Genomic DNA, 25873 nt, shown 5'->3' on the forward strand with positions numbered 1-25873 from the left:
GCCCCGCCTTTGGCAGCCGGGACCTGCCTGTGTGTGGACGCGGCTTCGCCCGCCCCGGTCCGCGCCTCCGGGACGGGCGAAGGTCTTCCGCTGCCGGCCGTGCGGCCGACTCACCCGCGTTCTGACGGATCTAGCGGCGACCCACCCGGATGCGCCGCGCCAGCACCGTGATCCCGGCCGCCGCGGCCAGCAGCCCGGAGACCGCCGTCAGCAGCGCCGCGCCGGTCCTGGACTCCGGCGTGATCGTCTCCGTGGCCGCGACGTGCCGGGCCGGGCCGATCTCGCCGGGCACGTCCGCCGCCTTGGGGGCGGGCACGCCGTGGACGCCGGCCGGGACGACCGGCTTCACGGGCACCGGGAGCGTGACCGGCGTCCCGCCGTCCTGCCGGACGCGCTGGGCGGCCCCGGTCTTCGGCAGCAGGGCCGTCGCGCCCGTCTGGGACACGGCGTTCAGCACCGGCGACAGGGGCGCCGGCGCGCCGTCACCGCCGAGGGACGGGGCCGCGGTGCGCTGGTTCGGCGCGGCGACGGGGAGACTCGGGGCCCCGAGGCCGCCGACCAGCCCGCCGGCGAGGCCGCCGACCAGGGGCACGTCGATCGACGAACCGGGGCGCGGGGCGGTGCCCGCCATCCGTGAGGGGGAGGGCTCGTACCCGCCGTTGTCGCCGGGGTCGTCGCACTGGGGGGCGGGGGAGGCCAGGCCGATCACGGCGGCGCCGTTGCCGCACACGTCCACCGGGGCCTCGACCGGCACGTCCGCCTGGTTCCCGGAGCCGACGCCGCCGGTGCCGGACGTCGTGCCGCCGGAGCCGCTCGACCCCTTGACGGCCGCCTTGCCGGTGCATGCGCCCGTCGCCTGGCCGACGACCGCGACGGCGTTGCCGCACACGTTGACGGGGATGGAGATCGGGGCCAGCACCTGGTTCCCGCCCAGGACGCTGCCCTCACCGGAGGTGGTCTGCTGCGCGCCGCCGGTGCCGTTCTGCTTGACCGTCGCGCCACCCTCACAGGCGGCACCGGCCTCCCCGATGACCGCCGCGGCGTTGCCGCACACGTTGACCGGGATGGAGATCGGCACGTTGGCCTGGTTGCCGGACAGGACCCCGCCCGCGCCCGAGGTGGTCTGCTGCGCGCCGCCGGTGCCGCCGTTCTGCTTGACCGTCGCGCCGCCCTCGCAGGCCGCCACCGCGTTGCCGATCGCGTTGCCGCAGACGTTCACGGGCACGCTGATCGGGACGTCGGCCTGGTTCCCGGACAGGACGCCGCCCTTGCCGGACGTCTCCTGCCTCGATCCGGTGGATCCGGTGGTGCCGCCGTCCGTGACCTTGGCACCCCCCTCGCAGCCCGCGACCGCCTGGCCGATGACCGCGACGGCGTTGCCGCACACGTCGACGGGGGCGGAGATCGGGGCCTTCACCTGGTTGCCGGACAGGACGCCGGCCTTGCCGTCCGTGACCTGGCCGCCCGTGCCGGTGTCCTGGCCACCGGTGTTCTTGACCTTGGCGCCGCCCGTGCAGCCCGCCTGCGCGATGCCGAGGACGGCGACCCCGTTGCCGCAGGCGTTCACCGGGACGGAGATGGGGGCGTCGACCTGGTTCCCGGACCCGACGCCTCCGGTGCCCGAGGTGGTCTGCTGCGCGGCGCCGCCGCCGTTCTGCACGACCTTCGCACCGCCCTTGGACGTCGCCTGGGCGATGCCGAGCACGGCGACGGCGTTGCCGCTCACGTTGACGGGGGCGGAGATCGGCGCCTTCACCTGGTTGCCGGACAGGACGCCGCCGTCGCCGTTGGTGACGTCGGCGAAGGCATTGGCGGGGACGGCGCTGACACCGAGGGCGACGAAGCCCGCGGTGAGCATGGCACGTGATGTGCGTCGCATGATGCTCCTTAGGGGAGTTTGGTGGAGATGAGACACGTGTGTCTCGGGGGAAGGCCGTGCATGAGGGCACGGCAGGAGACCGGATCGGCGCGCCCGAGCCGCACGGGCACACGTCCGGAGAGTGGGATCAGGGACTAGTCGGGCGCGAAGGACGGCTCGTCCGCAGCGGTGCGGACGGCCGGCAGCACGGCGCCGAAGACCTGGCGCAGCGATGCCTGCCGGGGCGCGGGGACCCACGCCCCGGCCGCCGGGAACCCGACGGCGATGCCGGTCGCGATGAAGCCGCCGGTCACCGAATGCGTGCCGGGCCTTTCGGGGGCCGGCATCGGCTCGGGCCGGTGCTGGACGGCGACATGGCGGACCTCATGACCGGCGCTCGGGCGAAGCCGGGAAACGCTGCGGGACACGTGCGGCCGGCGGTGCGTCCCAGGCGCGGCCGCGACCTTGGTCACGTGCGGCCTGGGCTTGCGCTTGACCACGGGCTCGACCCGTACGTCCGCCTTGGGCGGCGACACGTCCCGCGGGGCGTTCTCTTCACGCGGCGGCGCCTGCGTCACCGCGCGCACGACCTCGACCAGCTCGGTGACGCCGCTCGCCTCCCGCACCGGTGGACGCTCCTGGACGGTCTGGACCGCGTCTCCCAGCACAGGCGTCTTCGCGACGACCCCCGTCACGAGCTCGGGCGGCTGTTCGTCGGCGTGCGCGGACTGCGCCGCGCACCCGAGGAGCCAACCGGCGATCAGCAGCCCGCCGAGGACCAGCAGGCGCCGGACGCAGGGGCCGACGGCGACGCGGCGCGGCAGGGCGGAAACCGCCCCTACCCGCGCCGCGCCACCTGCCACCGGACACCCTCCGTTGCGACTGCTCCGTCCTCAACGAATGGTGACGATAGCACCACGGAAAGCTCCGGGGATGGCAAATTCAAGAGCGATCAAGGAATTTGTCGAGAACCCTGACTCCGAAGCGCAGTCCGTCCACGGGAACGCGCTCGTCCACCCCATGGAACATTCCGGAAAAGTCCAACTCTGGAGGCAATTTAAGCGGCGCGAAACCGAAGCACCGCATGCCCAGCGTGGAGAACGCCTTGGCGTCCGTCCCGCCGCTCAGGCAGTACGGCACCGGCAGGGCGCCCTCGTCCTCCGAGGTCAGCGCCGCCTCCATCGCCGCGACGAGCGCGCCCTCGTAGTCCGTCTCGACCGCGCGGTCATGGTGGATGAAATCCCGCTGAACGTCCGGACCGAGAAGTTCGTCCACCACCGCGAAGAATTCCGACTCATGTCCGGGAAGGAATCGTCCGTCCACCTGAGCCGTGGCGGTCTGCGGAATGACATTCGCCTTATAACCGGCATCCAGCCGCGTCGGATTGAGCGTGTTCCGCAGCGTCGCCCCGATCATTCGCGCCAGCGGCCCGATCTCCTCAAGGCACTTTTCCGGACGTTCCGGGTCGAATTCGACGCCGTACGCCATGCACGCCCGCTCCAGGAACGCCCGCACCGACTTGGTCAGCCGCACCGGGAACTCGTGCGCCCCGAGCCGCGCGACCGCCGCCGCGAGGGCGGTGACGGCGTTGTCCGGATGCACCATCGACCCGTGCCCGGCCGTCCCCTTGGCGGTCAGGTTCATCCACGCGATGCCCTTCTCCGCCGTCTCGATGAGGTACATCCGCCGGTCCCCGGGCACCGTCAGGCTGAACCCGCCGACCTCCCCCACCGCCTCGGTGCACCCCTCGAACAGCTCCGGATGCTCCCGCACCAGCCAGTGGGCGCCCCACTTCCCTCCGGCCTCCTCATCGGCCAGGAAGGCGAGCACCACGTCCCGCGGCGGCCTGCGCCCCTCCCGCAGCCGCTGCCGCACCACCGCGAGGATCATCGCGTCCATGTCCTTCATGTCCACGGCCCCGCGCCCCCAGACGCACCCGTCGGCGATCTCCCCGCCGAACGGATCGCGCGTCCAGTCCTCCTTGCGCGCCGGCACCACGTCGAGATGCCCGTGCAGCAGGAGCGCGTCCCGGCCCGGATCCTCCCCCTCGATCCGCGCGACCAGGCTGGCCCGCCCCGGATGCGATTCGAAGATCCGCGTCTCGAGCCCGACCTCCTCGAGCTTATCCGCGACGTACTCCGCGGCCGCCCGCTCCCCCGGCCCCGAGTGATCACCCGGGTTGCTGGTGTCGATCCGGATCAGCTCCTGGCAGAGCCGGACGACCTCGTCCTCGGCGGTCGGCTGGTCGACCACAATGATCACCTCGCGTCCTCGGCTACCGTCCCATGGTGCCCCGCCGATCGACTTCGCCGCGACTCGCCACCTTTGGTATGGTGAACTCCGCCGCCGCAGCCGCGCTGCGGCCTGCGACCGGTCCGGGTGGCGGAATAGGCAGACGCGCTAGCTTGAGGTGCTAGTGCCCTTTACGGGGCATGGGGGTTCAAGTCCCCCCTCGGACACATCGCAACAAAGTGGGACAGACAGCAGTCTGTCCCACTTTTGCTTTTGAGGTGAGGTGGGCCGACCGGATGCCGGCCCCTCACGGACCGCCTGGCCCGCGCGGGTCGGCGGCATCTGTTCCGAGCTGCCGGGGTGCTTCTCGTCCTAGTCGGTCTCGCGCGATGCGGTCGCGCAGGCTCGGTGGCTTCATGCCGAGCGGGCCGGGCTCCGGCGGAGCGAGGGGGAGGCGTTCCGAACCCACCACACCCCTCCCGAAAGGCTTCCTGGGCAATGGCGGGTTCTGGTCCGGGCCCGACGCGGAGGGCGCGGTCCAGACGCCGGATGTGCGCCGGGACGGCCGAGTGGACCTGGTCCGCTCGTGACGGGGGAGGAACCAGACGGCCGCGAGATTCAACAGCAGACCGCCCGTCAGGCTTGCCAGGGGAGCGGCTCGTGGCTCCCATCCGTGCCCGTACAGTGCCGTCGTGACGAGCAGCATCTGCGGGTTGGCCGTCATGATGACGAGGAATCCGACGATGAGCAGGCGGCAGCGCTGAAAGGCGATCTGTATCTGCCCTGCGGCCAGCGCGGTCGCGGCGATGAACAGGTAGGGGTTGGGAGAGGCGGCGAGGTCGTCGAGTGGGGCCTTGACCGTCGCCATGCCCGTGAGCGCGACCTCGGCCGCACCGATCAGCATCCCGGTGCTGATCCCGTAGGTGATGCCGCTGAGCGGCCGTTCGTGCGCACCCTTGCGCCTCAGGTCGCTGACCAGGAACAGGACGGCGGGGAGGGCGAGCGAGGGGGAGATCGCGGCCACCAGCACCGGATCCGCCGGCACCCGGTCGAAGGAGTCCGCGCCGTCGGCGGCGTCGGCGTAAAGGACGATGGCCGCGGCGGCGAACGCCATGCATACCGCTTCACGGAGGCCGAGCCGTTCGCCCAGCCCGATGCCCGCGATGAGGGGCAGGAGCGCCAGCCCGGCGAGCATCGCAGGCTGGACGGCGGACAGCGGGAGCGCCGTCAGTGCGGTGTACTGCAGCGCGAATCCCACGCCGACGACGGTGAAGCCGATCGCCCAGGTCCGGCTGGAGAGCATCGCGGCGGCGAGCGCGAAGGGCCGAGCGCCGTACAGCGAAGGCATCCGGTTTGTGGCGGTCTTGAGGAATGCCATGCCGACGAAACAGGCGCCGGTCGACAGGAACGCGACGATCGTCGCCCAGTGCCCCAGTTCCATGCTGCGCGTCCCCTCGCCATTGAGGTTCCGGGAGCGGGCACCGGGCCGGGGACCCGGTAACGGAGCCCCTGCCCTTGATCACGCCGCGGAGGCCGGTCGCGGCGTGACGCGGCGCGATCGCGGCAATGCTCGAGGATCGAACCTGGACGATCATCTAGCCTGCCCTCCCGGCACCCTTAACCTACGATGGTGTCGGTTATTCGGACGGTAGCACCCGCGGTCGGCGACGTGAAGACGCGAAAGCAGGGCGCCGCAGATGCCGAGAGCGCTGACATGAGGGATGCCGCTGGCTATTTGCATCCAGTGGCCGGCGTTGGAGGCTCAGCCCGTCGGCCGGTCACGGCACGTCGCGATGCGTGAAAGCATATTCGCAACCGACATTACTGTCAGATATATCCACACCGACGCGCGCTCGTCGGGCAACTCGGCCAGGGGCGCCCCCGTCGTCAAAACGCCGGACCGGCGGCGCCGGCCGGCGGTGGCTCGCCGCCCGTTCGGTCGGGAGAACGGGCGGCGATGCGCGGCGGGTTCAGCTCCCCCACTCCTGGAATGCGGCCACGTGCCGCTGCGAGGTGGCGATCAGCCGGTCGTAGAGCCGCTTGACGTCCGCCGCCTTGGCATCCTGGGCGGCCTTCCGCATCGTCGGGAGCTGCGTCTTCTCGGCCGTCGCGCCGACCTGGAGGGCGGCCTGCTCGTTCGCCGACCCCTGGGCCAGCAGCCGGTCGTACTCGGCCTTGACGTCCGCCGAGGCGAACTGCCCGGCACTCCTGCCCTCGGTGGGATCGCTGATCCCGTACCGGTCGAGCAGCGTGCGGACCGCGCTCAGGTGGTTACTCTCGGCCTTGGCGATCCGGTCGAAGACGCGCGCGTCGTAGCGTGCGGCGAACGCCGTGTACAGGTCGTGCGTGAGCTTCTCCTCCTCCGCCTGCGCGGCCAGAGCCGTCTTCTGCTCGGCGGTCACGGTGCCGCTGGGCGCCGTCAGGCAGGTCCCGTCACCGGGGCCGCGCTCGGACCGCCCCATCCCGTCGCCGTGCTGGAACCGCCCCATCCCGTCGCCGTGCTGGAACCGCCCCATCCCGTCGCCGGCTCCCCGCGGGCGGGGGTCGGCGGCCTGGCTCGCCGCGGGCGGTCCGCCGGGTCCGCCCGGCCCGGCCCCGGCCAGGACGGGCGCCGCGACGGCGATCCCGCCCAGCGCCAGCGCACCGCCGGTGGTGAGCGCGATGGCCGTCTTTCCGATGCGCTTCATGGCCTCTCTCCTGTCTTCAGTCGGTCCCTTTCGCCGTCGTCTTCAACCTGCTCCTGCGCTCTGCAGCCGGGATGTGGGACATGTGGAGACCGTATGGAGCTGCGGGAACACCCTCTGGTCCCTGGCAGGGAACGGGCGCCGCGGGGTATCCAGGAGGTGTGAGAGGCGTGCGGCGGAACGGCGGCGGGAGCCTGAGGCGGCGCCTGTTCGCGGCCTTTCTTCTGGTGGCGCTGACCTCACTCGCCGTCCTGACGGCGGCGGCTCTGATCGGCACCGACCGGGGGCTCGGCGCCGCCCGCCAGTCCGAGCGGGAGCGGACGGCCGAAAAGGCCGCCGCGGCGGCCGCCGCCTCCTACACGGCGGCGGGCGGCTGGGCGGGAGCCGACCTGCGGGAGGCGCGCGCCATCGCCGCGGGAGCCGGCGCCGGCCTTTTCGTCCGGGACGCCGAGGGAAACATCATCGCCTCGCCGGAGAATCCGGGTCCTGCCACGCGGCCTGGTGGACGACCGGGGGGTGGTCACGGCCCGGGCCTCGGCGCCGGCCAGGGCACGGTGGCGAAGCCCGTACGGACCGCCGGCAGGACGGTCGGCTCCGTGCGGCTGGCGTTCGGCGCCCCTGCGGCCTCGTCCGGGCGGGACGTCGCCTGGGCATGGATCCTGCCGGCCGCCGCCGCGGCGGTGGCGGCCGCGGCGGCGGCGAGCTGGTACGTGAGCCGCCGGCTCACCCGGCCGCTGGCGCGCCTGGCAACCGCGGCGCGGGCGCTCGCCGCGGGCGACCGCTCGGCCCGCGCCGGGGCGAGCGCGCCCGGTGAGCTGGGCGAACTGGTCACGGCCTTCGACCGCATGGCCGACGAGCTGAACCGGGCCGAGCTCGGCAGGCGGCGGCTGGCCGCCGACGTCGCCCACGAGCTGCGCACACCCCTGGCGGGCCTGCAGGCGGGGCTGGAGGAGCTGCGGGACGGGTTCACCGAACCGGATCCGGCGCGCCTGGCCGCCCTGCACGACCAGTCCCTGCGGCTCGGCCGGATCGTCGGCGACCTCGCCGAGCTGTCCGCGGCGGAGTCGGCCGCCCTGTCACTGCGGCCGGCGGACGTCGACATCGGCGCCGTGGCGCGCGAGGCGGTCGCCGCCCGCCGCGCCCAGTTGGACGCGGCGGGTCTCACCGTGCACACCGGCATCGCCGACGGCGTCGTGATCCGCGCGGACGCCGACCGGATCCACCAGGCGCTCGGCAACCTGCTGTCCAACGCGGCCCGCTACTGCCGTCCCGGCGACTCGGTGACGGTGCGGGTCCGGGCGCAGGGAGACGAAGCCGTCATCGAGGTGGCCGACACCGGTCCCGGCATCCCCGCCGCCGAGCGCGCCCACGTCTTCGAACGGCTCTGGCGGGGGTCGTCCGGGCGCCGGGTCGCCGGCTCGGGCATCGGCCTGGCCGTGGTGCGCGAACTGGTCGCCGCGCACGGCGGCACGGTCACCGCCTCGTCACCGGACGCGGGCGGCGCGACCTTCACCATCCGCCTGCCCGTGCGCCGGTGAGCCGCCCACACGTTGAGCCCGTGCCGGGCCGTGCTACGTGTCGCGCTTGAGCCCGAGGCGGTAGCCGACACCGAGCACGGTCTCGACGACGCCGGCGCCGGCCGGACCGAGCTTGCGGCGCAGGTTCTTCACGTGCGAGTCGATGGTCCGCTCGTAGCCGGCGAACTCGTATCCGCGGACACGGTTGACCAGCTCGTACCGCGAGTACGCCCGTCCCGGGACGGCCGCGAGCGCGGTGAGCAGGCTCCATTCGGTCGGAGTGAGGTCGAGCGCCGCACCGTCCAGGGCGGCCTCGTGCCGCTCCTCGTCCAGCAGCAGCCGCCCGTCGCCGTAGCTCGCCGCCTTCGGCGCGACGGTGCCCCGGGCCGCGCGGTTCAGCACCGCCTGGACCCGCAGCACCACCTCGGTCGGGCTGAACGGCTTGGTCACGTAGTCGTCGGCGCCCGACTCCAGGCCCCGGATGCGGTCCTCGACGGCGCTGCGGGCGGTCAGCACGACCACCGGGACCTCGCCGTCAGCGCGGGCCGCGCGCAGCACGTCCAGTCCGTTGACGTCGGGCAGCCCGAGGTCCAGCACCATCAGCCGGACGGAGCGCTCGGACACCAGCCGTATCGCCTCCGCACCCGATCCGGTCGTGACGACCGCGTATCCGGCACGTTCCAGATAGCGGCGCAGGAGCTCACGGATCTCCCTCTCGTCCTCCACGACGAGCACGCTGGCGGTCATGCTTCCTGACTAGCTCGGGCCGGGCGGTTCCGCGAGAGACGAAGGGCTCGCCCCGGACGGGACGTTCGCCTCCTGCGGGCCCGGCGCCCGCACAGCGAGCACAATGATGCCGGTCACTAGCGTGCTCCGGCCGTTTCCCGGCCATGGCTATGGCGCACGCCCCGGCGCGAGCCCGGCGAGACTCACGGCGCGTTCGCCGCGGCCCGCGAGGACCATGGCCACCGTGAGACGCACACTCCCCCGGTTGTTGCCGCTGGACCCCCAGGCGTCGTTGGCGAACGTGTAGAGGTAGCCGCCCTTGCGCACCCGGCACCGCGTCCCCGCGCCGATCGGTATGCGTTCATGGTCGGTGATCTCGCCCTTGACGCTCACCGCGTCGTTGGCGACGACTCCCACGAGCGACATCCACGGAAGGCTCACCTCGCGGCGTGCCCCGATCGAGTGGGCCGCCCGGTTCCCGGTCGCCGCACGGAAGAGCCGCTCGACCCCGCCGAGGAGGGTTCTCGCGAGGCGGAGGCGCTCGGTCAGCGGGTTGAAGCGGCGCAATCCGCCGGTGCCGGCGGGACTCGACACGATGCCGCCGTCCAGCCACGTGCCCTCGGCGGTGAAGTCGTACTCACCGGCCTCCAGATAGAGCCCGGTCTCGTTCCACGGCTCGCCGGCGAACACCTCGACGGTCTCCGGGCGCCCTGGGGTGAGGACCCTGGTGGGCCGGTAGGGCCCCGTCGTGATGTGCGGCGTCCGCTGCCGGTCGTACACCGACCGGTGGACGTCCGGGTCACGCGTGCTCGGGTCGATCTTGGGAACCGCGCGCGGCCGCGGCTGAAGCGCGATCTCGAGCAGCGGCCGGAGTCTGAGGTCGGCCAAGGGCTGGGCGACCGCGATCATGCCGCGGTCGTCGTCGTGCAGAAGGTCGAGGGGATCGGGCCGGATCTGGTCCAGCATCGTCCTGCGGAAGCCGAGCGGGAGCTCACCGCCGCGGACCTCGTCGATCATCCACTGGAGCGCACCGTCGCTCAGGCCCGTGCGAGGGTGGCCGCCGCCCACGTCCTTGTGGCTGCCCGGGAACCACACCTGCTTGACGTCCTGCCCGCTGGTGAACGGCTCGGCCCACAGTGTCGGGACGTAGGGGCCTCGGCGCTCGTCCATCGCCACCGCGTGCCGCGCGTGCTTGATGTACGGGTTGAGCTTCAGGTCGTGAAAGTCATGACCTCGGGACGGGTCGAGCAGGTTGAGCCAGCCGAGGTAGTCGGGGACGCCGAGCGAGCCGACGGTGTCCCACACTCCGACGAAGTGCACCGGGATCCGTTCCCGGTCGTCCGGGTCGTACTGGAAGGCCAGGCCCTGCCGCCATCGCCGGCCGGTACCGCGCTTCCGGTAGCCGTGATCGTAGATGTGCTGGATCCTCCCGCGGACTGCCGCCTCGTCCAGCGCGGTGGGGTCGATCAGCCCGCAGGCCGAGATCATGCCGGCGAGGCTGCGGGCCGTGTACGCGCCGCGGCTGAAGCCGAACAGCCAGATGCGGTCGTCCGGGCGGTATTCGCCGACCAGCCAGCGGTACGCCTCCAGCACGTTGTCCGACAGCCCCAGCCCGAACGCGCCTCCCAGCAGCCTGTTCCGCAACGTGCCCACACCCGGCTGATAGCAGGACAACTGCCGGTGACCATCCTCGTCCGTGCGGTCGAGGGCGTTGTACAGCCGTCGCACGTTGGTGACGGAATCCATCTCCGGCGTGTTCCATGTGCCGTCGCAGCACACGATGAGATGACGCATGCCGTCCTCCGTAAATGGCATCATCGGTCGCGGAAGCGTTTCTCGAAGAGCTCGACCATTCCGGCGATCACGCCCTCGGGCGAAGGGCTGTAATGCGGAACGGCCCACCGGGTGATGGCGGCGTCGATGACCGTGGGGCGGCCCGAGGCCAGCGCCGCGCTGAACGCTTCCTCGAACTCCTCCAGCGTCTCCACGCGGTATCCGTCGGCGCCGCATGCCCGGGCGTACGCGGCGAAGTCCGGATTCTCGAATTCGACGAGCCCGGACTCGCCGTAGGTGGCGACCTGGAAGATCTTGATCAGCTTGAACTCCCGGTCGTCGAAGATGATCCAGATCACGGGGACGTCCTGTTCGACCGCGGTCATCAGCTCGAAGCCGGACAGCGAGTAGCAGCCGTCGCCGCAGCCGACGACGACGGTCCGGTCCGGCTGCGCCAGCTTCGCCCCGATGGCCCCGTTGACGTGCCCGGCCATCGGTCCGAACGAGCCGGCCTTGCGGAAGTTCTGGCCGTCCTCGAGCTCCACGTAGTAGCCGAGCCAGGCCAGGTGCGCGCCGGCGTCGGCGAGCAGGATCGCGCGCGGTGGCAGCATCCGGCCGATCGCCTGCGCGAGCTCCCCGGGATGGATCTTCCCGGTCAGGTGGACGATGTGCCGCGCCTCCCAGTCCCTGCCGTCGACTTCGGCGGCCGGCACCTCGCCCACCTTCTCCTCCAGGGCGTCGGTCAGGGCCGCCACCGCCGGCCGGGCGTCGGACAGGAGTTCGTGGTCGGGCCTGAACGCCTTGCGGAACTCGACGTCACTGATGTTCACGTGGATGAGCGTCTTGCCGTCGAACAGGTCCGGGCGGTAGTTGAACGTGGCGTGCTGGTTGAGGGAGTTGCCGATGCACAGCACGACGTCGGCCTCCCGGAACGCCTTCCAGGCGCTCGCATGGCCGCTGTCGGCGAAGACGCCCACCGAGAGCGGGTGCCCCTCGGACACGATGCCCTTGCCGTCGAGCGTGGTCAGCAGCGGGATCTGGAACCGCTCGATGAGCCGCCTGACCTCCTTCCCCGCCCCGCTCCGCACGGCGCCGAACCCCACCAGCGCCACGATGCGCCTGCGGTCCGCGATCGCGTCCGCCAGGACGGTTGCGATCTCCTCCACGCGGGACGGGTCGGGAAGCACGGGCGCGACGTCGAGCCGGACGGGCCGGGTCTTCTCGACCTCCGCCCCCCGTTCGGTCAGATCCTCGGGCACGTGGATGTGCACCGGACCCGGTCGCCCGGCGAACGCGGTGTTCACCGCCTCCTCGACCACGTCGCAGGTATCGGCGGCATCGGTGAGCAGGAACGACTTCTTGGTGGTGGCCGCGAACATGGCCTGCGAGTCCGGCGTCCCGTTCAGGCCGGAGGTCTCGTTGAGCGACCCCCACCCCTGCCAGTGCCGGGAGGCGTATCCCGAGACGGCGAGGACGGGGTAGGAGTCGGACAGCGCCACGGCCAGGCCGGAGAACAGGTTGAAGGCCCCGGGCCCGGCGGTGGCGAAGCAGAAGCCCAGCCTGCCGGTGTACATTGCGTACCCGCACGCCATGAAGGACGCGGCCTGCTCGTGCCGTGCGATGACCGGCCTGATCCGATCCGAGTGCTTCAGCGCCAGCATGAGACCGGCGGCGTTCTCCCCGGCACCGCCGAAAGCGGCGCCGACGCCGATGTCCTCCAGGCATTCGACGATGGCCTCGTAGACCCGCATCGTCCCCGTCCCCCTTCCGTCAGCCGGCCGCGACCGCGGGCCGCCCGCGCCGATTCACGCGGGCCGCCCGTCACCTGGCGTGCCGTGCCACCGCTCCGCATGCCGGGCGTGCGCGTCGGTCGTCCCGTTCCTGAAGAAGCGTTCGTAGTATTCGGCCTCGATATGGTGCGTTTGCAGCCATACGCCGGGCACGTAAATGGCGTCAGCATGTGCCGGGAACCGCCCGTGCGTGTCGTGTATGTACGTACAGACGTCGCGCGCGCAGTCGATCACCCGCTGGTCGTACGCGCTCGCCTCGGCCAGGTACCGCTGCCCGTAGTCGCCCTTGTAGATGCGGGCGAAGAGGTCCTTGTCGGCGTAGACGCCGTCCGGTCCGAACTTCGCCGCGACGACGGCGTCGACCGCCTTCCGCATGGACGGGTAGTTGGGCGGGCAGGCGGCTTTGATGAGGTGCTCTCCGCCGACCCTCAGCCCGATCGGATGGGAACGCGCTGAGGCGTACTTCGGCAGGGGAATGTGCCAGCGCAGGACATCGGCCGGACGGAAGCGCGGCGTGACGAAGTCGAATCCCAGCATCCGGCCGTAGGTGCGGGAGAACTTCGGATCGCCCAGCGCGATGAGCGGGTGGATCGTGGCGTGGATCCAGGCGCCGAGGCCCATCGCGTCCGAGACCAGCATCATGTTCTGCAGGAGCAGGTCGGCCTCGATCTGGGTGCGCATCGGCCCCAGAGCGCCGAGCGTCAGTTTGATGTCGGGGTTCAGGAAGCCGTTCCGCACCCATTTCCGCACGCCCGCCGGGCGGTGGAAATTGCGGTCGTCGAGGATGACGGGCCTGGCCCCGTCCGGCTGGGTGAGCAGATACATCAGCGCGTTGATGTACTGGTGGGAGAGGTCGACGACCGGCAGGAAGACCGTGGTTCCCGGAATGTTGGACAGGAAGCGGTTGGAATCCAGATAGGCCGGGAAGTCGCGCTTGCCCTCCGCGACGTCCAGCCGGTGGTCCAGGACCTTCACCTTGGCCTCGCGCGCCCGCTCGACCAGCGCGGCGGCGTCGAACGGCCGGTCCGGGGCGGGCGGCAGCTTCCGCAGGTAGTAGGTGCCGGTGTCATTGATCATGAAGAAGTGGGTGCCCTGCGCGTTGTCGGGGCTGCCCGCCGTCCGCCCGGCCATGGTGAGGTTCGGCTTGGCCATGATCGACGTCCCGTCCCGCGGGTCCTCGAACAGGCGGTCCGGCATGGTCAGGCCGGAGCAGCCGGTGAGCGCGATCAGCACCGCCTCCTCCAGTTCCTCCAGCGGCATCGGCCGGTGCGGGGAGCGGTAGCTCATCGAACCGGCGGGGACGTCGGCGCCCCGGCTGACCCGGTGGGTCCGCCGCCTCCAGATGGTCTCCAGCACCGGCTGGGATCGGAGGGCCTCCAGGCCCCGGTGACCGGTCAGGTGATCCACGGACATGTCGCTCTCCCTCTCAGCCGTGCCGGACGCCGGGCGCGGACCCGTCCGCGGCGGCCCGCCGCCAGGGCGCGAACGCGCTGGCGGTCCTGGGCAGGACGGCGGCCAGTTCGGGGCAGTGGCGCAGGATGACGCTCGTCATGCCGTTGCGTTCGATCCAGTCCATGCCGAGCGGCGTGTAGATCTCAGGCCGGAAGTCGACGGTGAGGAACCGGTCGCTCTGCAGCCGGCGGCTTGCCATGAGGATGAAGACGCGGAAGGCCGTGTCGCTGAAGCCGAAGCCCTCGGGCGGATTCTCGGCGAAGAGGCCGACCATGGTGTCGATCTCGTCGACCGTCCGGTACAGGTCCCGGAGCCGGGCCACCGTCTCCGGGTCGGTGCTCACGTCCTCGAAGCGCCGGACGCGGGGCTTGTGCAGGCCGGTCCGGAAGTCGTTGTAGCGGGGGACCCCGCGCCGGCGGGTGCGCACGAGGTCGACGACCGACAGGTCGATCACCTCGCCGTCCCGTTCGAACGCCTGCAGTGCGCGCGGGTAGTTGTACAGGGTGATGGCACCCGGGTTGGCGATGCCGAGCGAGTAGAGAGAGTCCGTCAGCCCGACGTCGCGCATGACACCCTCGGTGGCGCTGCCCTGGAGATCGGTGAAGCCCAGGGTGCGGAGCGTCCGGCCGGATCCGTGCCCGGCCAGCTCGAAGTCGTCCGGGATCAGCGGGTGCATCCGGTAGACGGTGACGAAGTCCTCGGTGAGCGAGTAGGGCGTGCCGTGGTGGTCCGGCAGCGTCTCGGGGATGCCGGTGAGCGCGTGCTCGTCGACCAGCCACAGCCCCAGCCGGGTCAGCCAGTTCCGCGGCGGGCCCGACCAGTTGGCCGTCAGCCCGATCTCGATCAGGTCGGTGGCGAGGATGGCCGGGGTCCACTCGATGGTGTGGATCTTGGCGATGAGGGCGGAGACGATGAGCCGCGCGGTGTGGTAAATGCTCTCCTCGTCCATGCGGGGGTACTCGCTCCGCAGGGCGTCGCACACGGTGTTGTGCTCGCGGGCGAAGAGGGTGTGCATGGCGCTGAGGCCGAGCCACCAGTTCTCCCTGAAGCCGGTGAGCGGGATGCCGTCCGCGCCGCTCGGCAGATGGCCGTTCTCCAGGCGCAGGGCGGCGCCCCCGTCCGGCTCTCGGAGGGACCGCGCCATGGTCTCGTCGCCGCCGTAGACCTCCGAGCCGTCCCACCAGTGGGAGGCGGTGTTGGAGAACAGGATCGGCGGCTGCCCGGCCGCCGGTCCGCCGGGCTGGACGCCCTCGTTGTCCGCGAAGCGCATCACGTTCTCCGCCTCTCCGCCCGGGCTGTTGCGCCATGTCATGCCGGGAGGCAGCGGCACCTCGACGTTCTTCGTCCCGCTCGCGTACCGCTTGTGCGCGACCCAGTCGTGCACCTGGAACTGGATCCACGCGGCGGCGATGATGTTCAGCGACCGTGCCGGGATGAAGGACCTGCGGTGGAGCAGTTCCCTGCTGACGGCCACCGGGTTGGGCTCGTCGAAGAGATGCGGCTGGTAGACGGGGGCGAGATTGCGGCCGAAGGGTGAGCCGACGGCGCCCATCGTCGGCGCCGAAAGGTCGTTGCAGCTGCCGTCGTAGCTGCGCCTGACCCGCATTCGCTCATCGACGGGCGGGGGCACGGGGTGAGCGTCCGGAGGGGCCTCGCGGGCCTCGACGTCGATGAGGTTGCGGCGGCGCAACTCCTGCCGGACGGCTTCGAGGTTGAGGAGGCCCGCCGGCGTGGGCAGCCTGTGCCAGGGAACGCGCTTGTTGAGCACGCGGAAGCCGGCCTGGAGGAGCCCCGCGGCGACGGCGTTGCGCTTCGGGGTCGGCGTGCTGAACCGAAGCCCCCGGCGATGGGCGCTGGACGCCTCGTACACGGCCTTGCGGGCACGGTTCATGTTGCCGAGCGGCCGGAACTCGTCCGTGGTGTTCCAGGGGTCGAACGCGAGCTCGTCGACCCGGGCCGCGATGGTGCGCGCGTCCGCGGTGTCGAGGTCCTGCCTCGGGATCGTCAGCGTCCCCACCACGACGGGCGGTGCGTCTTCGTCCGCCCAGTCGGCGGCGCCGTCCTCGATGGGCGTCCGCCGGGGGTCCACGTAACGCTGCACGGCCAGTTCGAAGCTGATGTCCGCCCCGGCCAGCCGTGCCGAGATCTCGCGCGTCAGGTAGTCGGGATCGGTCTGCGACGGTGGAGGCGCCGGCGCCGCTCCCGCGGAGGGCCGGAGCCGGTAGCGCACCGGTCCGGCGTCGCCCCACAGGATCGCACCGCGGCTCCAGTACGTCTCCATCGCGAGGCTCCGCACCCTGTGCCGGACGCCCGCGGTCACGTTCCGCCGCATGCGCGTGGCGGTGGACCATCCCACCGCCACGGGCAACTTCACGAACAGCGCCACGCCCTTGCGCAGACGGGTGTTCGCGCCCGCCATCGCCTGCGCGAACGCGACGAACTCGCGCGCGTTCCGCGCGTGCGAGACCGGGTAGTTCGTCATGAGGAGGTCATGGGCCTCGTCGGGGCCCGCCTGGATCCGCAGTGCCGCACCGCGCAGGTCCGGCGCGAAGTCCGGTTGCCGCGCGCCGCCCGCGTTGGACAGCCTGACGACGACCGGGTAGGAGGCGCCGGGCCGCGCGAAGCCGGCGCACAGGTCGTCGGGAAGATCGGGACGGAACGTCAGCCTGGCGTTCTCGACACCGAGGATCGCCTTGGCGTGGAAGGCGCGCTCGATCCCCGCCGCGCCGCCGCGCTTCTTGATCTTCAACTGGACCCGCATGATGTCGCGGGCGAGCTTCTCGAAGAGCACCCGCTCGACCTCGGGGCCCCCTCCCACGTAGCGCTCGTACCCGCCCGCCGGGGGAGCCTTTCCCACAGTGCGCTCGTGCCGCTCGGTCTCGTACATCCGCCCGCCGCCGATCATCTCATCGAGCCGGAATTTCCCCTTTTCGTCAACGCCGATCCTCACATGCGGCGAAACGGATTCGAATAACACTACGGCAAGATCCTGGAAATCATCCTTTAGATGCACATTTAAACTAAAGACCTCCACCGCATTACCCAAAGGCCGGCATACGCCAGCAACTGTGCACGGGGTTCGACGGCGCCAGAACGCCCGCGCACACGAACTCGTCGGTCGGCGGAACTGCGGGCAGCCGCCGTACGTCCCAACTGGGAGACTCCTGATGTCCTGGAGTGGAATACATGGCAAAAGACCGGATATCTCTCGGCCTTGCACTCTTCGGGCTGGCCGGGCTCTGTGCCCTGGTGGCCTGGTTCTGGTGGCCGGATCTGTTGGGGAAACTGGCTCTGTGGTTCGGCGCGGCGTCCTTCACCTGGAAGGGCTTCCGCGCCTTGCTGGGTAAGGCCAGTCCCTCGCGGGTACCGGCCGCTGCCCAGCCGGACCCGCCTGCTCGGCCTGCGCTCGACACTCCGGGCCCCGACGAATCCCTGCGTCCGCAGGGGCTGCCCGAGGCCCCTGCGCCTCCGTCCGCTCCCCGGGACGGCGGGATGCGATACCCCGACGCGTCCCCGCCCTCCGCGCATGCGGATCACGCAGTCAGACAGGCGGTGCGGGGCGCCGCCGAAGACACCCTGCACAGCATGCGGCGGTTCGGGGCCGTGCTCGCCTTGGTCCTCTTGGTGCCAATGACGCTGGCCATGGCCATCGGGGGGATCGTCCTGCTCAGCAAAGGCGACGTGCCGATGGCCGGTGTCATGTGCGCGGTGGCCGGCTTCCTGGTGTGGTACTGCTGCGGACCGCTGCGGCGCTTCTGGAAGTCAGGTGAGACCGAGGTGGATGACTTGAACGCTGTTGTCGACGGTTCGGACGAGTGACGCCGGCCATTCGCCGTCGCCGCGCCGAGCGGCACCCCGTTCAACTGGTGGGACGCCAGTCCAGGACGGGGGCGAGGGAGCGGAGCATCGCACTCGGTGGGGTCAGGCCCATGACCCGGTTGCGCAGGGCGACCGCGGGGCGGCGGCTCCATTGGGCGACGGCGCCGACGCGGCGCGAGCGTCGGGCGATCATCTGGCTGCGCGGGCGGCGTTCCCGGTCGTAGGCGTCCAGCGCGGCCTCGACCGTCGGGTGGCGGTCCAGGAGGGCCGCGAGTGTGACGGCGTCCTCGAGTGCCTGGCAGGCGCCCTGTCCGAGGTCGGGGGTCATCGCGTGGGCGGCGTCGCCGAGCAGGGCGGTCCGGCCGGAGACGAAGGTCTTCAAGGGCGGCAGTTCGTACAGATCGTTTCGCATCACGGCGTCCTCGTCCGCCTGGTCCAGCAGCGCCGGGATCGGATCGTGCCAGCCCGCGAAGCGGCGCCGCAGCTCGGCCAGCTCCCCGTCCGGGCTGCGCTCACCCGCCGGCGTGCCGGCGACGCCGAACATGTAGATCCGCCCGTCGGGCAGCGGGGCCAGCCCCATCCGTTCGCCGCGGCCCCAGCTCTCGCCACCCGCGCGCAGCCGTGCGCCGGGGTCGACGAGCAGCCGCCAGGCGGTGTAGCCGGCGTAGCGCGGTTCGGGGGCCTGCGGCCACAGTGAACGGCGGACGGCGCTGCGGATGCCGTCGGCTCCGACGACCAGGTCGGCGCGGGCGACGCCGGAGTCGTGCGCGACCTCGACGTGCCGCCCGGCGGCCCGTACTCCCCTGACCGTGACCCCGGTTCGCAGGGCGGCGCCGGACGCCGCTTCGTGCAACAGCGCCAGGAGGTCGGCGCGGTGGATCATGACGAGCGGGCCGTAGCGGCGGGTCATCTCCTCGGTGTCGGTGCGCGACAGCCACTTGCCCGACGAATCGCGGATGCCCGCCTGCGTCTCGCTCATGGCCCGCGTCCTGACCTGCTCCCCGACGCCGAGCGCGGCCAGGGCGCGCACGCCGTTGGACCACACCGACAACCCGGCGCCGACCTCGCGGAACTCAGGCGCCCGCTCCAGGATTTCGACGCGCCAACCCCGGCCGGACAGGGCGACGGCCGCCGCCAGCCCGCCGATGCCGCCGCCGACGACGATCGCCGTGCGCTGCTCACCCATCGCCTACCCCTCTCTCTACACCTGTAGCGGACATCAGCTACTCTACATTTGTAGAGAGGAACGGGAGAGACAGTGACGGAGAACACATCGCCCCCCTCCAGGCGCGAGGAGCTCGCGGACGCGGCCATCACGACCCTGGCCGAGGCCGGCATGCGGGGCCTCACCCACCGGGCGGTCGACAAGGCGGCGGGCCTGCCCGAAGGCTCCTGCTCCTACTACTTCAGAACCCGCCAGGCGCTGCTACAGGCGGCGGTCGAGCGGCTCGAACAGGTGGACACCGCCGAGCTCACCGCCCGGCCCGCACTGTCAGGCGCGGACGCGCCGGGGCACGAAGGGGTGGCCGAGGCGGCGGCCCACCTGGTCGAGCACTGGACCACGGCCGGACGCGAGCGGATGCTGGCCCGCTACGAACTCGCCCTGGAGGCCACCCGCAGGCCCGAGCTCCGCACCGTGCTCGTCAGGGCGGGAGCACGGTCCCGACAACTGGCCGAAGCGATGCTCACCGCCATCGGCGCCCCCGCCCCGGCAGTCCAGGCCCCGCTGCTGGTGGCCTACCTCGACGGCCTGATCTTCGACCATCTCGCCGGCGCGGGCGCCCTGGCCCTCACCCACGCCGAACTCAAGGCCGCACTCCTCGACCTCCTGCACGCCTTCACCACGCCCGGCCCGTCCGGCTCAACCGCCGCCACCGGGCGCGCGGAACGCGGCGCAGGATGATCCGCCGGCGACCGGTGGGCGCCGGCACCGGCACGGTGGGCGCCTGCCTTGCGGCCCCCGCCTGTGATCGGGATCACTCTCTCGACTGTCACGCCGAGGCAGGCCGGCCCGTCTGTTCGCCGTGAGTACGGCAGCCCGGCGTCCGCCGGGACGGACAAGGGAGTGATCATGCGGGTTCTCATCGCGGGAGCCACCGGGGTGATCGGCAGCCGGTTGGTTCCGCTGCTGACCGCCGTGGGGCACGAGGTGCTGGGTCTGGCCCGGCCGGGAAGCGACACCGCCGCCCTGGAGGCGGCGGGTGCACGGGTGGTGGTCGCCGATGCGCTGGACCGGGACCGGATGCGGCGGGCGGTCCGGCGAGCGGCGCCGGAGGCGGTGGTGAACCTGCTCACCGCGATCCCGGCCGAGATCGATCCCAGGCACCTGGCGCGGGACTTCGGCCCCACAAACCGGCTGCGCATCGAGGGCACCCGGAACCTGATCGAGGCGGCTCCCGGAGCCCGGATCATCAGCCAGGGGTTGGCCTACGGCTACCAGCCCGGCGAGGGCCCGGCCGACGAGGACGCCCCGCTGTGGCGGACGGGCACTCCCAAGCAGTTCGTGCCGGTACTGGATGCGCTGGACGAGCTGGAACTCCAGACCACTCGGGCGGACGGGCTGGTGCTGCGGCTGGGACACCTGTACGGGCCCGGCTCCATCTACGCCGCGGACGGATCGTTCGTCCGGCAGGTGCGGGCCGGGAAGGTGCCGCTGGTCGGCGGCGGGAACGCGGTGTTCTCCTTCATCCACGCCGACGACGTGGCGACCGCCGTGGCCGCCGCGTTGGACAAGCCCGAGGTCGCCGGCGTGGTGAACATCGTCGACGACCAGCCCGTGCCGTTGCACCGATGGCTGCCCGAGATGGCCGCCGTCCTCGGCGCCCCGGCACCGAAGAAGGCGCCCGCCGCCCTGGCCCGGCCGGCGGTCGGGACCTGGGGCGTGGCGTTCATGAACCGGCTGCGCGGCGCCGCCAACACCCGGGCCCGGCTGCGCCTGGACTGGCGCCCTCGTCATCCGTCGGTGACCGAGGGGTTCGCCGCCGAACACGGCGGCGGAACGGCCCGGGCGTCCGCCTCGACGTCGATCCGAGGAAACCGGTGATGAAGGCTGTGCCGAGTGCGCTGCTCGTCCCCCTGGCCGCCCTCGCGTCGGCGGCCGCGATCGTCACCCCGGTCCACGCCGACGCGGTCTGTGACGACTGGTGCCAGGCCGCCTGGGTGCAGCAGCGCGCCAACGCCCTACCTCGAACCGCCTTCTACGACGTGCCCAGCCCGCTGCCGCAGGCACCGGCCGGAACCATCATCCGGCGACAGGTCACAACCGGCTACACCGTGCCCGCCGGGACCCGCGCCACCCGTCTGCTGTACCACTCTCGCACCTCCAGAGGCCGGGACGTCGCCGCGGCCGCCGTCGTGCTGACCCCGTCCGGCACTTCCCCGCAAGGCGGCTGGCCGGTCGTACTGGACGCCCACGGCACCAGCGGTATGGCCCGTGACTGCGCCCCGACCTTGATGAGGGACCTCTACCACGGCGACCAGATGGCGCGTTTCCTGGCGCGGGGCTATGCCGTCGTCGCACCCGACTATGCCGGGCTTGGAACCGACGGCGCGCACGCACTCGGCGACAAGACGGCCGCCGCCAACGACGTCGTGTACGCACTGCGGGCCGCCCGCGCCGCCGTGCCGGCACTTTCACGCGGTTGGGTCCTCTGGGGGCACTCCCAGGGCGGCGCCGCCGCGCTCGCCGTCGCCGAACGCCAGATGTGGCGCCCCGTGGGGGGCTACCGCGGCGCGGTGGTGACCTCACCCGCCGCGAACCTGAGCAGGATCGCCGGGCATGCCGCCGCCCGGCCCGGGCTGGGCGGCTTCATCGCCCTGATCGCCTCCGGCGCGTCCGTGAACGATCCCATGATCCAACCCCGGCGGCTGCTCACCGCCGAGGCGCTCGATCGCCTCGAGGCCACCCGTTCCGGCTGCCTGGGCGTAGTGAGCGCCGTCTTCCGCGACTTGACCGGGCCGGAGCTGGTGCGTCCCGGCGCGTTGACCGAGCCGCGCTTCGCCCGCTTCCTGAAGGCCAACAGCACCGGCACCCGGCGCGTGGCCGGGCCGGTCCTGCTGCTCCAAGGCCGAGCCGACAGCGTCGTACCCGCATGGATGACCGACGACGTCGCCGCGGCGCTCCGCCATACCGGCTCCAGGGTCGACTACCGCACCTACCCCGGGCTGGAGCACGACACCTACCCCGGTCAGACCGTCGGTATCGACGACGGCGCCATGCCCGACATCCTCACCTGGATCGCCGGCCGATTCGCCGGCGGAACGGGCGCGTCGCGGTGACCGTCGCGGCGGCTCCATCGCCGGCCCGTGAAAGCCCTCGACGGCCGAGCCGCCGACCAAGGAGGGAGTACGAGGTGGATGAGACCTTCGAAGAACACCGGCGGCTGCTGCTGGGCCTGGCGTACCGGCTGCTGGGCAGCATGTGGGATGCCGAGGACGTGGTGCAGGAGGCCTTTCTGCGCTGGCTGCGAACCGACCGTTCCCAGATCCGCGAGCCACGCTCGTACCTGGTGACGGTGGTGTCCCGCCTCGCCCTCGACCAGCTGCGTTCGGCGCGGGCGACCCGCGAGGCCTACACCGGACCATGGCTCCCCGAACCGGTGGACGGCCAGGCGTTCGGACCGCTGGAGACCGCCGAAATGCGTGACACGCTCTCCTACGCGACGCTGCACATGATGGAACGGCTGTCACCGCCCGAACGGGCGGTGTTCGTACTGCGCGAGGCCTTCGACCTGCCCTATGACCAGGTCGCCGAGATCCTCGGCAGTCCCGCCGCGACCTGCAGGCAGTGGCACCACCGCGCGGTCGCCTACCTGGCCAGGGATTCCGAACGGTTCACCGCCGAACCCTCCGATCACGCCGAACTCCTCACCCGGTTCCTGGCCGCGGCGCGGGACGGCGATCTGGCCGCCCTGACGGAGCTGCTGGCCGAGGACGCGATCGCCTACAACGACGGCGGCGGAAAGGTCCGTGCCGCTCTGCGCCCGATCACCGGACGCGACGACGTGCTGGCGTTCGTGATCGGGCTGCTGTCCCGCTTCCCACTGCAGGAGGTCCACCTGACCCAGGCCAACGGCGAACCGGCGATCTGGACCGTGATCGGCGGGCAGCGGCAGCTGGCGACCTTCGACGTCCGTGCCGGACGCATCCACGCCATCTTCGGTGTCCTCAACCCCGACAAGCTCACCCGTATCCGGACCACCGCCTGTTCATCACCGCGACCACGCCACCGCGCTCCCTGGTGATGCCGGCCACCGGTGCCCCTCGGCTCTGAGCTACGCCGCAGGACGAGGACGCAACGACAGCGACCAGAGAGGTCAAGATCATGGAAGCCAGGATGTTGGGGCGCACCGGAAGGCGGGTCGGAGTGATCGGGCTCGGAGCCTGGCAGCTCGGAGCCGACTGGGGGCGGCTGGAGGAGTCCGAGGCCCTCGGCACGCTGCACTCGGCGCTGGAGTCGGGAGTGGACTTCGTCGACACCGCCGACGAGTACGGGGACGGGCGCAGCGAGCAGATCATCGGCGAGTTCCTGCGGTGGTGCGCGCGGACGGGAGCCCGGAAACCGACCGTGGCCACGAAGATGGGCCGAAGGCTGCCCCAGGAACCTGAGAACTACAACGCCGCCAACTTCCGCGCATGGACCGACCGCTCGCGCCGCAACCTCGGGGTCGAACGGCTCGACCTGGTCCAACTGCACTGCCCCCCAGATCCCGTGTACGCCTGCGACGAGGTGTTCGACGCCCTCGACGCCCTGGTCGCCGACCAGGCCATCGCGGCCTATGGAGTCAGCGTCCGCACCTGCGAGCAGGCGCTGGCCGCCATCGCCCGCCCCGGTCTGGCCACGGTCCAGATCGTCCTGAACGCCTTCCGCATGAAACCGCTGGAGCGGGTGCTGCCGGCCGCAGCCAGGGCAGGGGTCGGCGTCATCGCGCGCGTCCCGCTCGCCAGCGGGCTGCTCTCGGGGCGGTACACCGCCGCGACGGTCTTCGGCGCCGACGACCACCGCTCCTACAACCGGCACGGCGAGGTCTTCGACGCCGGTGAAACCTTCTCCGGCGTGGATTTCACCACCGGTCTGGAAGCGGTGGAGCGCCTGCGTCCGCTGGTGCCCCAGGGGACGTCTCTGGCTCAGTTCGCGCTGCGCTGGATCATCGACCAGGAAGCGGTCAGCGTCGTCATCCCGGGTGCCCGCAACGCCCGGCAGGCGCACGGCAACGCCGCCGCGGCGGCACTGGCCCCACTGGATCAGGACACGCACAGGGCCGTACAGGAGGTCTACGACCAACTGATCCGCCCACAAATCCACCACCGATGGTGAATGCCGGCAACGATTCATTCGCCGGTGCGGCCCGGGCTGGTGAACGCGAAGACGGACAGCGGGTCGTAGCCGGAGAAGAGCAGGCGGATGACGACGATCGCCATGGCCTCCAGGTGGCGCGCCTGCCTGATGTCGCCGGCGTCCAGCGGCTCCGCGCCGAGGTCCGTGATCAGGGCACGTGCCGTGGCCTTGCCATTCTCGTCACCGGCGAAGGGGACGGCCAGAGGCCGGTCGTCGAAGACCGGCGGCCGCATCCGCCATACGGCGGCATGCGCCTGGTTGAAGGCCTTGATGACGTGGGCGCCGGGGGACAGCCGGGCCACCTCCTCGGCCATCGAGGCACCGCCCTCGTAGGTGACCTGCGAGAAGTCGGAGACGTCGACCGCGTTACCGCAGTCGATCACCGTCTTGCCGGCGAGTGAGCCTTCGGGGGCGCCGGCCGCGCGCAGGGTCTCCTCCACCCCGGCGAGGCGGACGGCGATCAGGACGGCGTCGCCGAACTCGGCGGCCTCGCGCAGCGTTCCGGCGCGGGCGCCGATACGTTCTGCGAGGTCGGCGGCCTTCTCGGGCGTGCGGCCGCCGATGAGCACGTCGTGTCCGGCCGATACCCAGCCGGCCGCCAGCGCTTCGGTCATCATCCCGGCCCCGAGCACACCGATCTTCATGACAGTCCTCCTGTGAGGTTCGAGGTTCTGTCCGAAGACGCTAGAAGGCCGTGGGGAACCAGCTGGTTCCCTACGCGGAGGCGGCTGCGCGGGCCTCGAGCAGGGCACCGGTGTTGTCCTCGGCCCACCGGGACAGCGCAGCCAGCGGTTCGAGAAGGCTGCGGCCCAGCTCGGTGAGGCGGTACTCGGTGCCGGGCGGAGCCGTCCGCAGTGCGCGCCGCTCGACGAGGCCGTTTTCGCCGAGTCGACGCAGCGTCTGAGTCAGCATCTTCTTGCTGATGCCGCCGACGTTCTCACGCAGTTCGGTGTAGCGGGCCGGGCCGCGGCCCAAAGCGACCACGACGACCACCGACCAGGTATCGGCGATCAGGTCGAGCGTGGTGCGGGCCGGGCAGTCGGCGAGGAAGACGTCATAGGCGACCACTCCGGAATCGTAGGCACGGCCCGCCCACCGGTCCAGGAGTCCATCAACACGAGGTCGGAGGCGCGGGCGCGGACGTCGGCCCGGGTGCGGCCGGGGTGGTCGGCGGCGAGGAACCGGCTGCCTATGGCCAGACAGAAGGCCAGGAGGCTGCGGGCCTCGATCTCGTCGGGGTCCGAGCAGAAGGTGCCGATCAACTCGCGTGCCAGGGCGATGCGCTGGTTGTCGACGCGGCGCAAGCGTTCGGAGACCGCCTCGTCACGTCGCGCCCAGTCCCTGACGGCCAGGTCGATCGGCAGCAGGCGGTCGCCTGAAAGCGTCAACCGGCCGGCGAGTCTGATCTTGGCCCGTGCATCGCCGTCCTCGTGTGCCACGCGTGCCAGGACGTCGTCGACGCTCTCACGCTCCCAGACGTCCAGCATCGCCTCCAACAGCGCGTTCCTGTCGGCGAAGTACCCGTAGAACCCGCCCTTGGTCACGCCGAGCCTCTTGGCGATGGCCTCGACGCGCACGGCGTCGGGCCCGCCGGCGGCCAGCGCCCGCAACCCTTCCTCGATCCACGCGCCCCGTGGCGTGCGAACGGTTCCCATATGTGATCCACTTCATTCGAGGATGATCTA

21 protein-coding genes and 1 tRNA gene are annotated in these 25873 nt (G+C 71.6%); 8 read left to right on the top strand and 14 right to left on the bottom strand.

The window, feature by feature from the left end; all coding sequences use genetic code 11:
* Window positions 1-130 precede the first annotated feature (130 nt).
* The 3 genes from ABWI07_RS15720 to ABWI07_RS15730 all read right to left on the bottom strand — a co-directional run bounded on the left by ABWI07_RS15720 (window position 131) and on the right by ABWI07_RS15730 (window position 4120).
* Entirely contained in the window at window positions 131-1879 is a 1749-nt protein-coding gene (locus ABWI07_RS15720; RefSeq protein WP_353818953.1) for a chaplin family protein, read from the bottom strand.
* 134 nt (window positions 1880-2013) lie between these two features.
* Window positions 2014-2721: a hypothetical protein gene (locus ABWI07_RS15725; RefSeq protein WP_353818954.1), complete on the bottom strand. Its 708-nt coding sequence runs from the start codon at window positions 2719-2721 to the stop codon at window positions 2014-2016.
* 79 nt (window positions 2722-2800) lie between these two features.
* Complete coding sequence (locus ABWI07_RS15730) at window positions 2801-4120, bottom strand: M20/M25/M40 family metallo-hydrolase (RefSeq protein ID WP_353818955.1); 1320 nt, start codon at window positions 4118-4120, stop codon at window positions 2801-2803.
* A gap of 111 nt (window positions 4121-4231) precedes the next feature.
* Here ABWI07_RS15730 and ABWI07_RS15735 point away from each other — a divergent pair.
* Window positions 4232-4317: transfer RNA gene (locus tag ABWI07_RS15735), tRNA-Leu, on the top strand.
* 80 nt (window positions 4318-4397) lie between these two features.
* On the opposite strand, the gene ABWI07_RS15740 is transcribed toward ABWI07_RS15735, so the two are convergent.
* Together ABWI07_RS15740 and ABWI07_RS15745 are read right to left on the bottom strand one after the other, a co-directional pair.
* A complete protein-coding gene (locus ABWI07_RS15740; protein WP_353818956.1) occupies window positions 4398-5531 on the bottom strand; it encodes a hypothetical protein in 1134 nt (377 codons plus the stop codon).
* Between the two features lie 529 nt (window positions 5532-6060).
* Window positions 6061-6777, bottom strand: coding sequence for a DUF2202 domain-containing protein (locus tag ABWI07_RS15745; RefSeq protein ID WP_353818957.1), 717 nt, complete (start codon window positions 6775-6777; stop codon window positions 6061-6063).
* A 167-nt stretch (window positions 6778-6944) separates the two neighbouring features.
* On the opposite strand from ABWI07_RS15745, the gene ABWI07_RS15750 reads away from it, so the two are divergent.
* On the top strand, window positions 6945-8312 hold the full coding sequence (locus tag ABWI07_RS15750; protein WP_200841915.1) for a sensor histidine kinase: 1368 nt from the start codon (window positions 6945-6947) through the stop codon (window positions 8310-8312).
* A 33-nt stretch (window positions 8313-8345) separates the two neighbouring features.
* Here the strand turns inward: ABWI07_RS15750 and ABWI07_RS15755 are convergent, their stop codons facing one another.
* The 5 genes from ABWI07_RS15755 to ABWI07_RS15775 form a co-directional block, all read right to left on the bottom strand.
* The gene (locus ABWI07_RS15755; protein ID WP_149259838.1) at window positions 8346-9038 is read right to left on the bottom strand and encodes a response regulator transcription factor; all 693 of its coding nucleotides are present in this window, start codon (window positions 9036-9038) and stop codon (window positions 8346-8348) included.
* Between the two features lie 147 nt (window positions 9039-9185).
* Window positions 9186-10811, bottom strand: a complete 1626-nt coding sequence (locus ABWI07_RS15760) for a T6SS phospholipase effector Tle1-like catalytic domain-containing protein (RefSeq protein WP_353818958.1) — start codon at window positions 10809-10811, stop codon at window positions 9186-9188.
* 20 nt (window positions 10812-10831) lie between these two features.
* Window positions 10832-12541: a thiamine pyrophosphate-binding protein gene (locus ABWI07_RS15765; protein WP_353818959.1), complete on the bottom strand. Its 1710-nt coding sequence runs from the start codon at window positions 12539-12541 to the stop codon at window positions 10832-10834.
* Window positions 12542-12595: 54 nt separating this feature from the next.
* Entirely contained in the window at window positions 12596-13993 is a 1398-nt protein-coding gene (locus ABWI07_RS15770) for a hypothetical protein (protein WP_149259841.1), read from the bottom strand.
* 13 nt (window positions 13994-14006) lie between these two features.
* Window positions 14007-16919, bottom strand: coding sequence for a peroxidase family protein (locus ABWI07_RS15775; protein ID WP_353818960.1), 2913 nt, complete (start codon window positions 16917-16919; stop codon window positions 14007-14009).
* Between the two features lie 299 nt (window positions 16920-17218).
* Here ABWI07_RS15775 and ABWI07_RS15780 point away from each other — a divergent pair, with 299 nt between their 5' ends.
* Window positions 17219-17851 (top strand): hypothetical protein, encoded by a 633-nt coding sequence (locus tag ABWI07_RS15780; protein ID WP_149259843.1) that lies wholly within the window; start codon window positions 17219-17221, stop codon window positions 17849-17851.
* 40 nt (window positions 17852-17891) lie between these two features.
* Here ABWI07_RS15780 and ABWI07_RS15785 read toward each other — a convergent pair whose 3' ends face one another.
* Window positions 17892-19037, bottom strand: coding sequence for an FAD-dependent monooxygenase (locus ABWI07_RS15785; RefSeq protein ID WP_353818961.1), 1146 nt, complete (start codon window positions 19035-19037; stop codon window positions 17892-17894).
* A 72-nt stretch (window positions 19038-19109) separates the two neighbouring features.
* Between ABWI07_RS15785 and ABWI07_RS15790 the strand changes: the two genes are divergently transcribed.
* From ABWI07_RS15790 to ABWI07_RS15810, 5 genes are all read left to right on the top strand, one after another.
* Window positions 19110-19754, top strand: coding sequence for a TetR/AcrR family transcriptional regulator (locus ABWI07_RS15790; RefSeq protein ID WP_353818962.1), 645 nt, complete (start codon window positions 19110-19112; stop codon window positions 19752-19754).
* Window positions 19755-19922: 168 nt separating this feature from the next.
* Complete coding sequence (locus ABWI07_RS15795; protein WP_353818963.1) at window positions 19923-20894, top strand: NAD-dependent epimerase/dehydratase family protein; 972 nt, start codon at window positions 19923-19925, stop codon at window positions 20892-20894.
* Window positions 20894-22129, top strand: a complete 1236-nt coding sequence (locus tag ABWI07_RS15800) for an alpha/beta hydrolase family protein (protein ID WP_149259846.1) — start codon at window positions 20894-20896, stop codon at window positions 22127-22129. Before ABWI07_RS15795 ends, ABWI07_RS15800 begins: the two co-directional genes overlap by 1 nt.
* Window positions 22130-22203: 74 nt before the next feature.
* Complete coding sequence (locus ABWI07_RS15805; protein WP_353818964.1) at window positions 22204-23094, top strand: RNA polymerase sigma-70 factor; 891 nt, start codon at window positions 22204-22206, stop codon at window positions 23092-23094.
* Window positions 23095-23174: 80 nt separating this feature from the next.
* Window positions 23175-24167 (top strand): aldo/keto reductase, encoded by a 993-nt coding sequence (locus tag ABWI07_RS15810; RefSeq protein ID WP_353818965.1) that lies wholly within the window; start codon window positions 23175-23177, stop codon window positions 24165-24167.
* 14 nt (window positions 24168-24181) lie between these two features.
* Here ABWI07_RS15810 and ABWI07_RS15815 read toward each other — a convergent pair whose 3' ends face one another.
* The 3 genes from ABWI07_RS15815 to ABWI07_RS15825 all read right to left on the bottom strand — a co-directional run bounded on the left by ABWI07_RS15815 (window position 24182) and on the right by ABWI07_RS15825 (window position 25843).
* On the bottom strand, window positions 24182-24832 hold the full coding sequence (locus ABWI07_RS15815) for an NADPH-dependent F420 reductase (RefSeq protein WP_149259849.1): 651 nt from the start codon (window positions 24830-24832) through the stop codon (window positions 24182-24184).
* A gap of 70 nt (window positions 24833-24902) precedes the next feature.
* A complete protein-coding gene (locus tag ABWI07_RS15820; RefSeq protein WP_149259850.1) occupies window positions 24903-25256 on the bottom strand; it encodes a winged helix-turn-helix transcriptional regulator in 354 nt (117 codons plus the stop codon).
* On the bottom strand, window positions 25199-25843 hold the full coding sequence (locus ABWI07_RS15825) for a TetR/AcrR family transcriptional regulator (protein WP_353818967.1): 645 nt from the start codon (window positions 25841-25843) through the stop codon (window positions 25199-25201). Before ABWI07_RS15825 ends, ABWI07_RS15820 begins: the two co-directional genes overlap by 58 nt.
* Between the last annotated feature and the right edge of the window lie 30 nt (window positions 25844-25873).

Source organism: Actinomadura sp. NPDC000600 (genome assembly GCF_040492135.1).
Classification (GTDB): Bacteria; Actinomycetota; Actinomycetes; order Streptosporangiales; family Streptosporangiaceae; genus Spirillospora.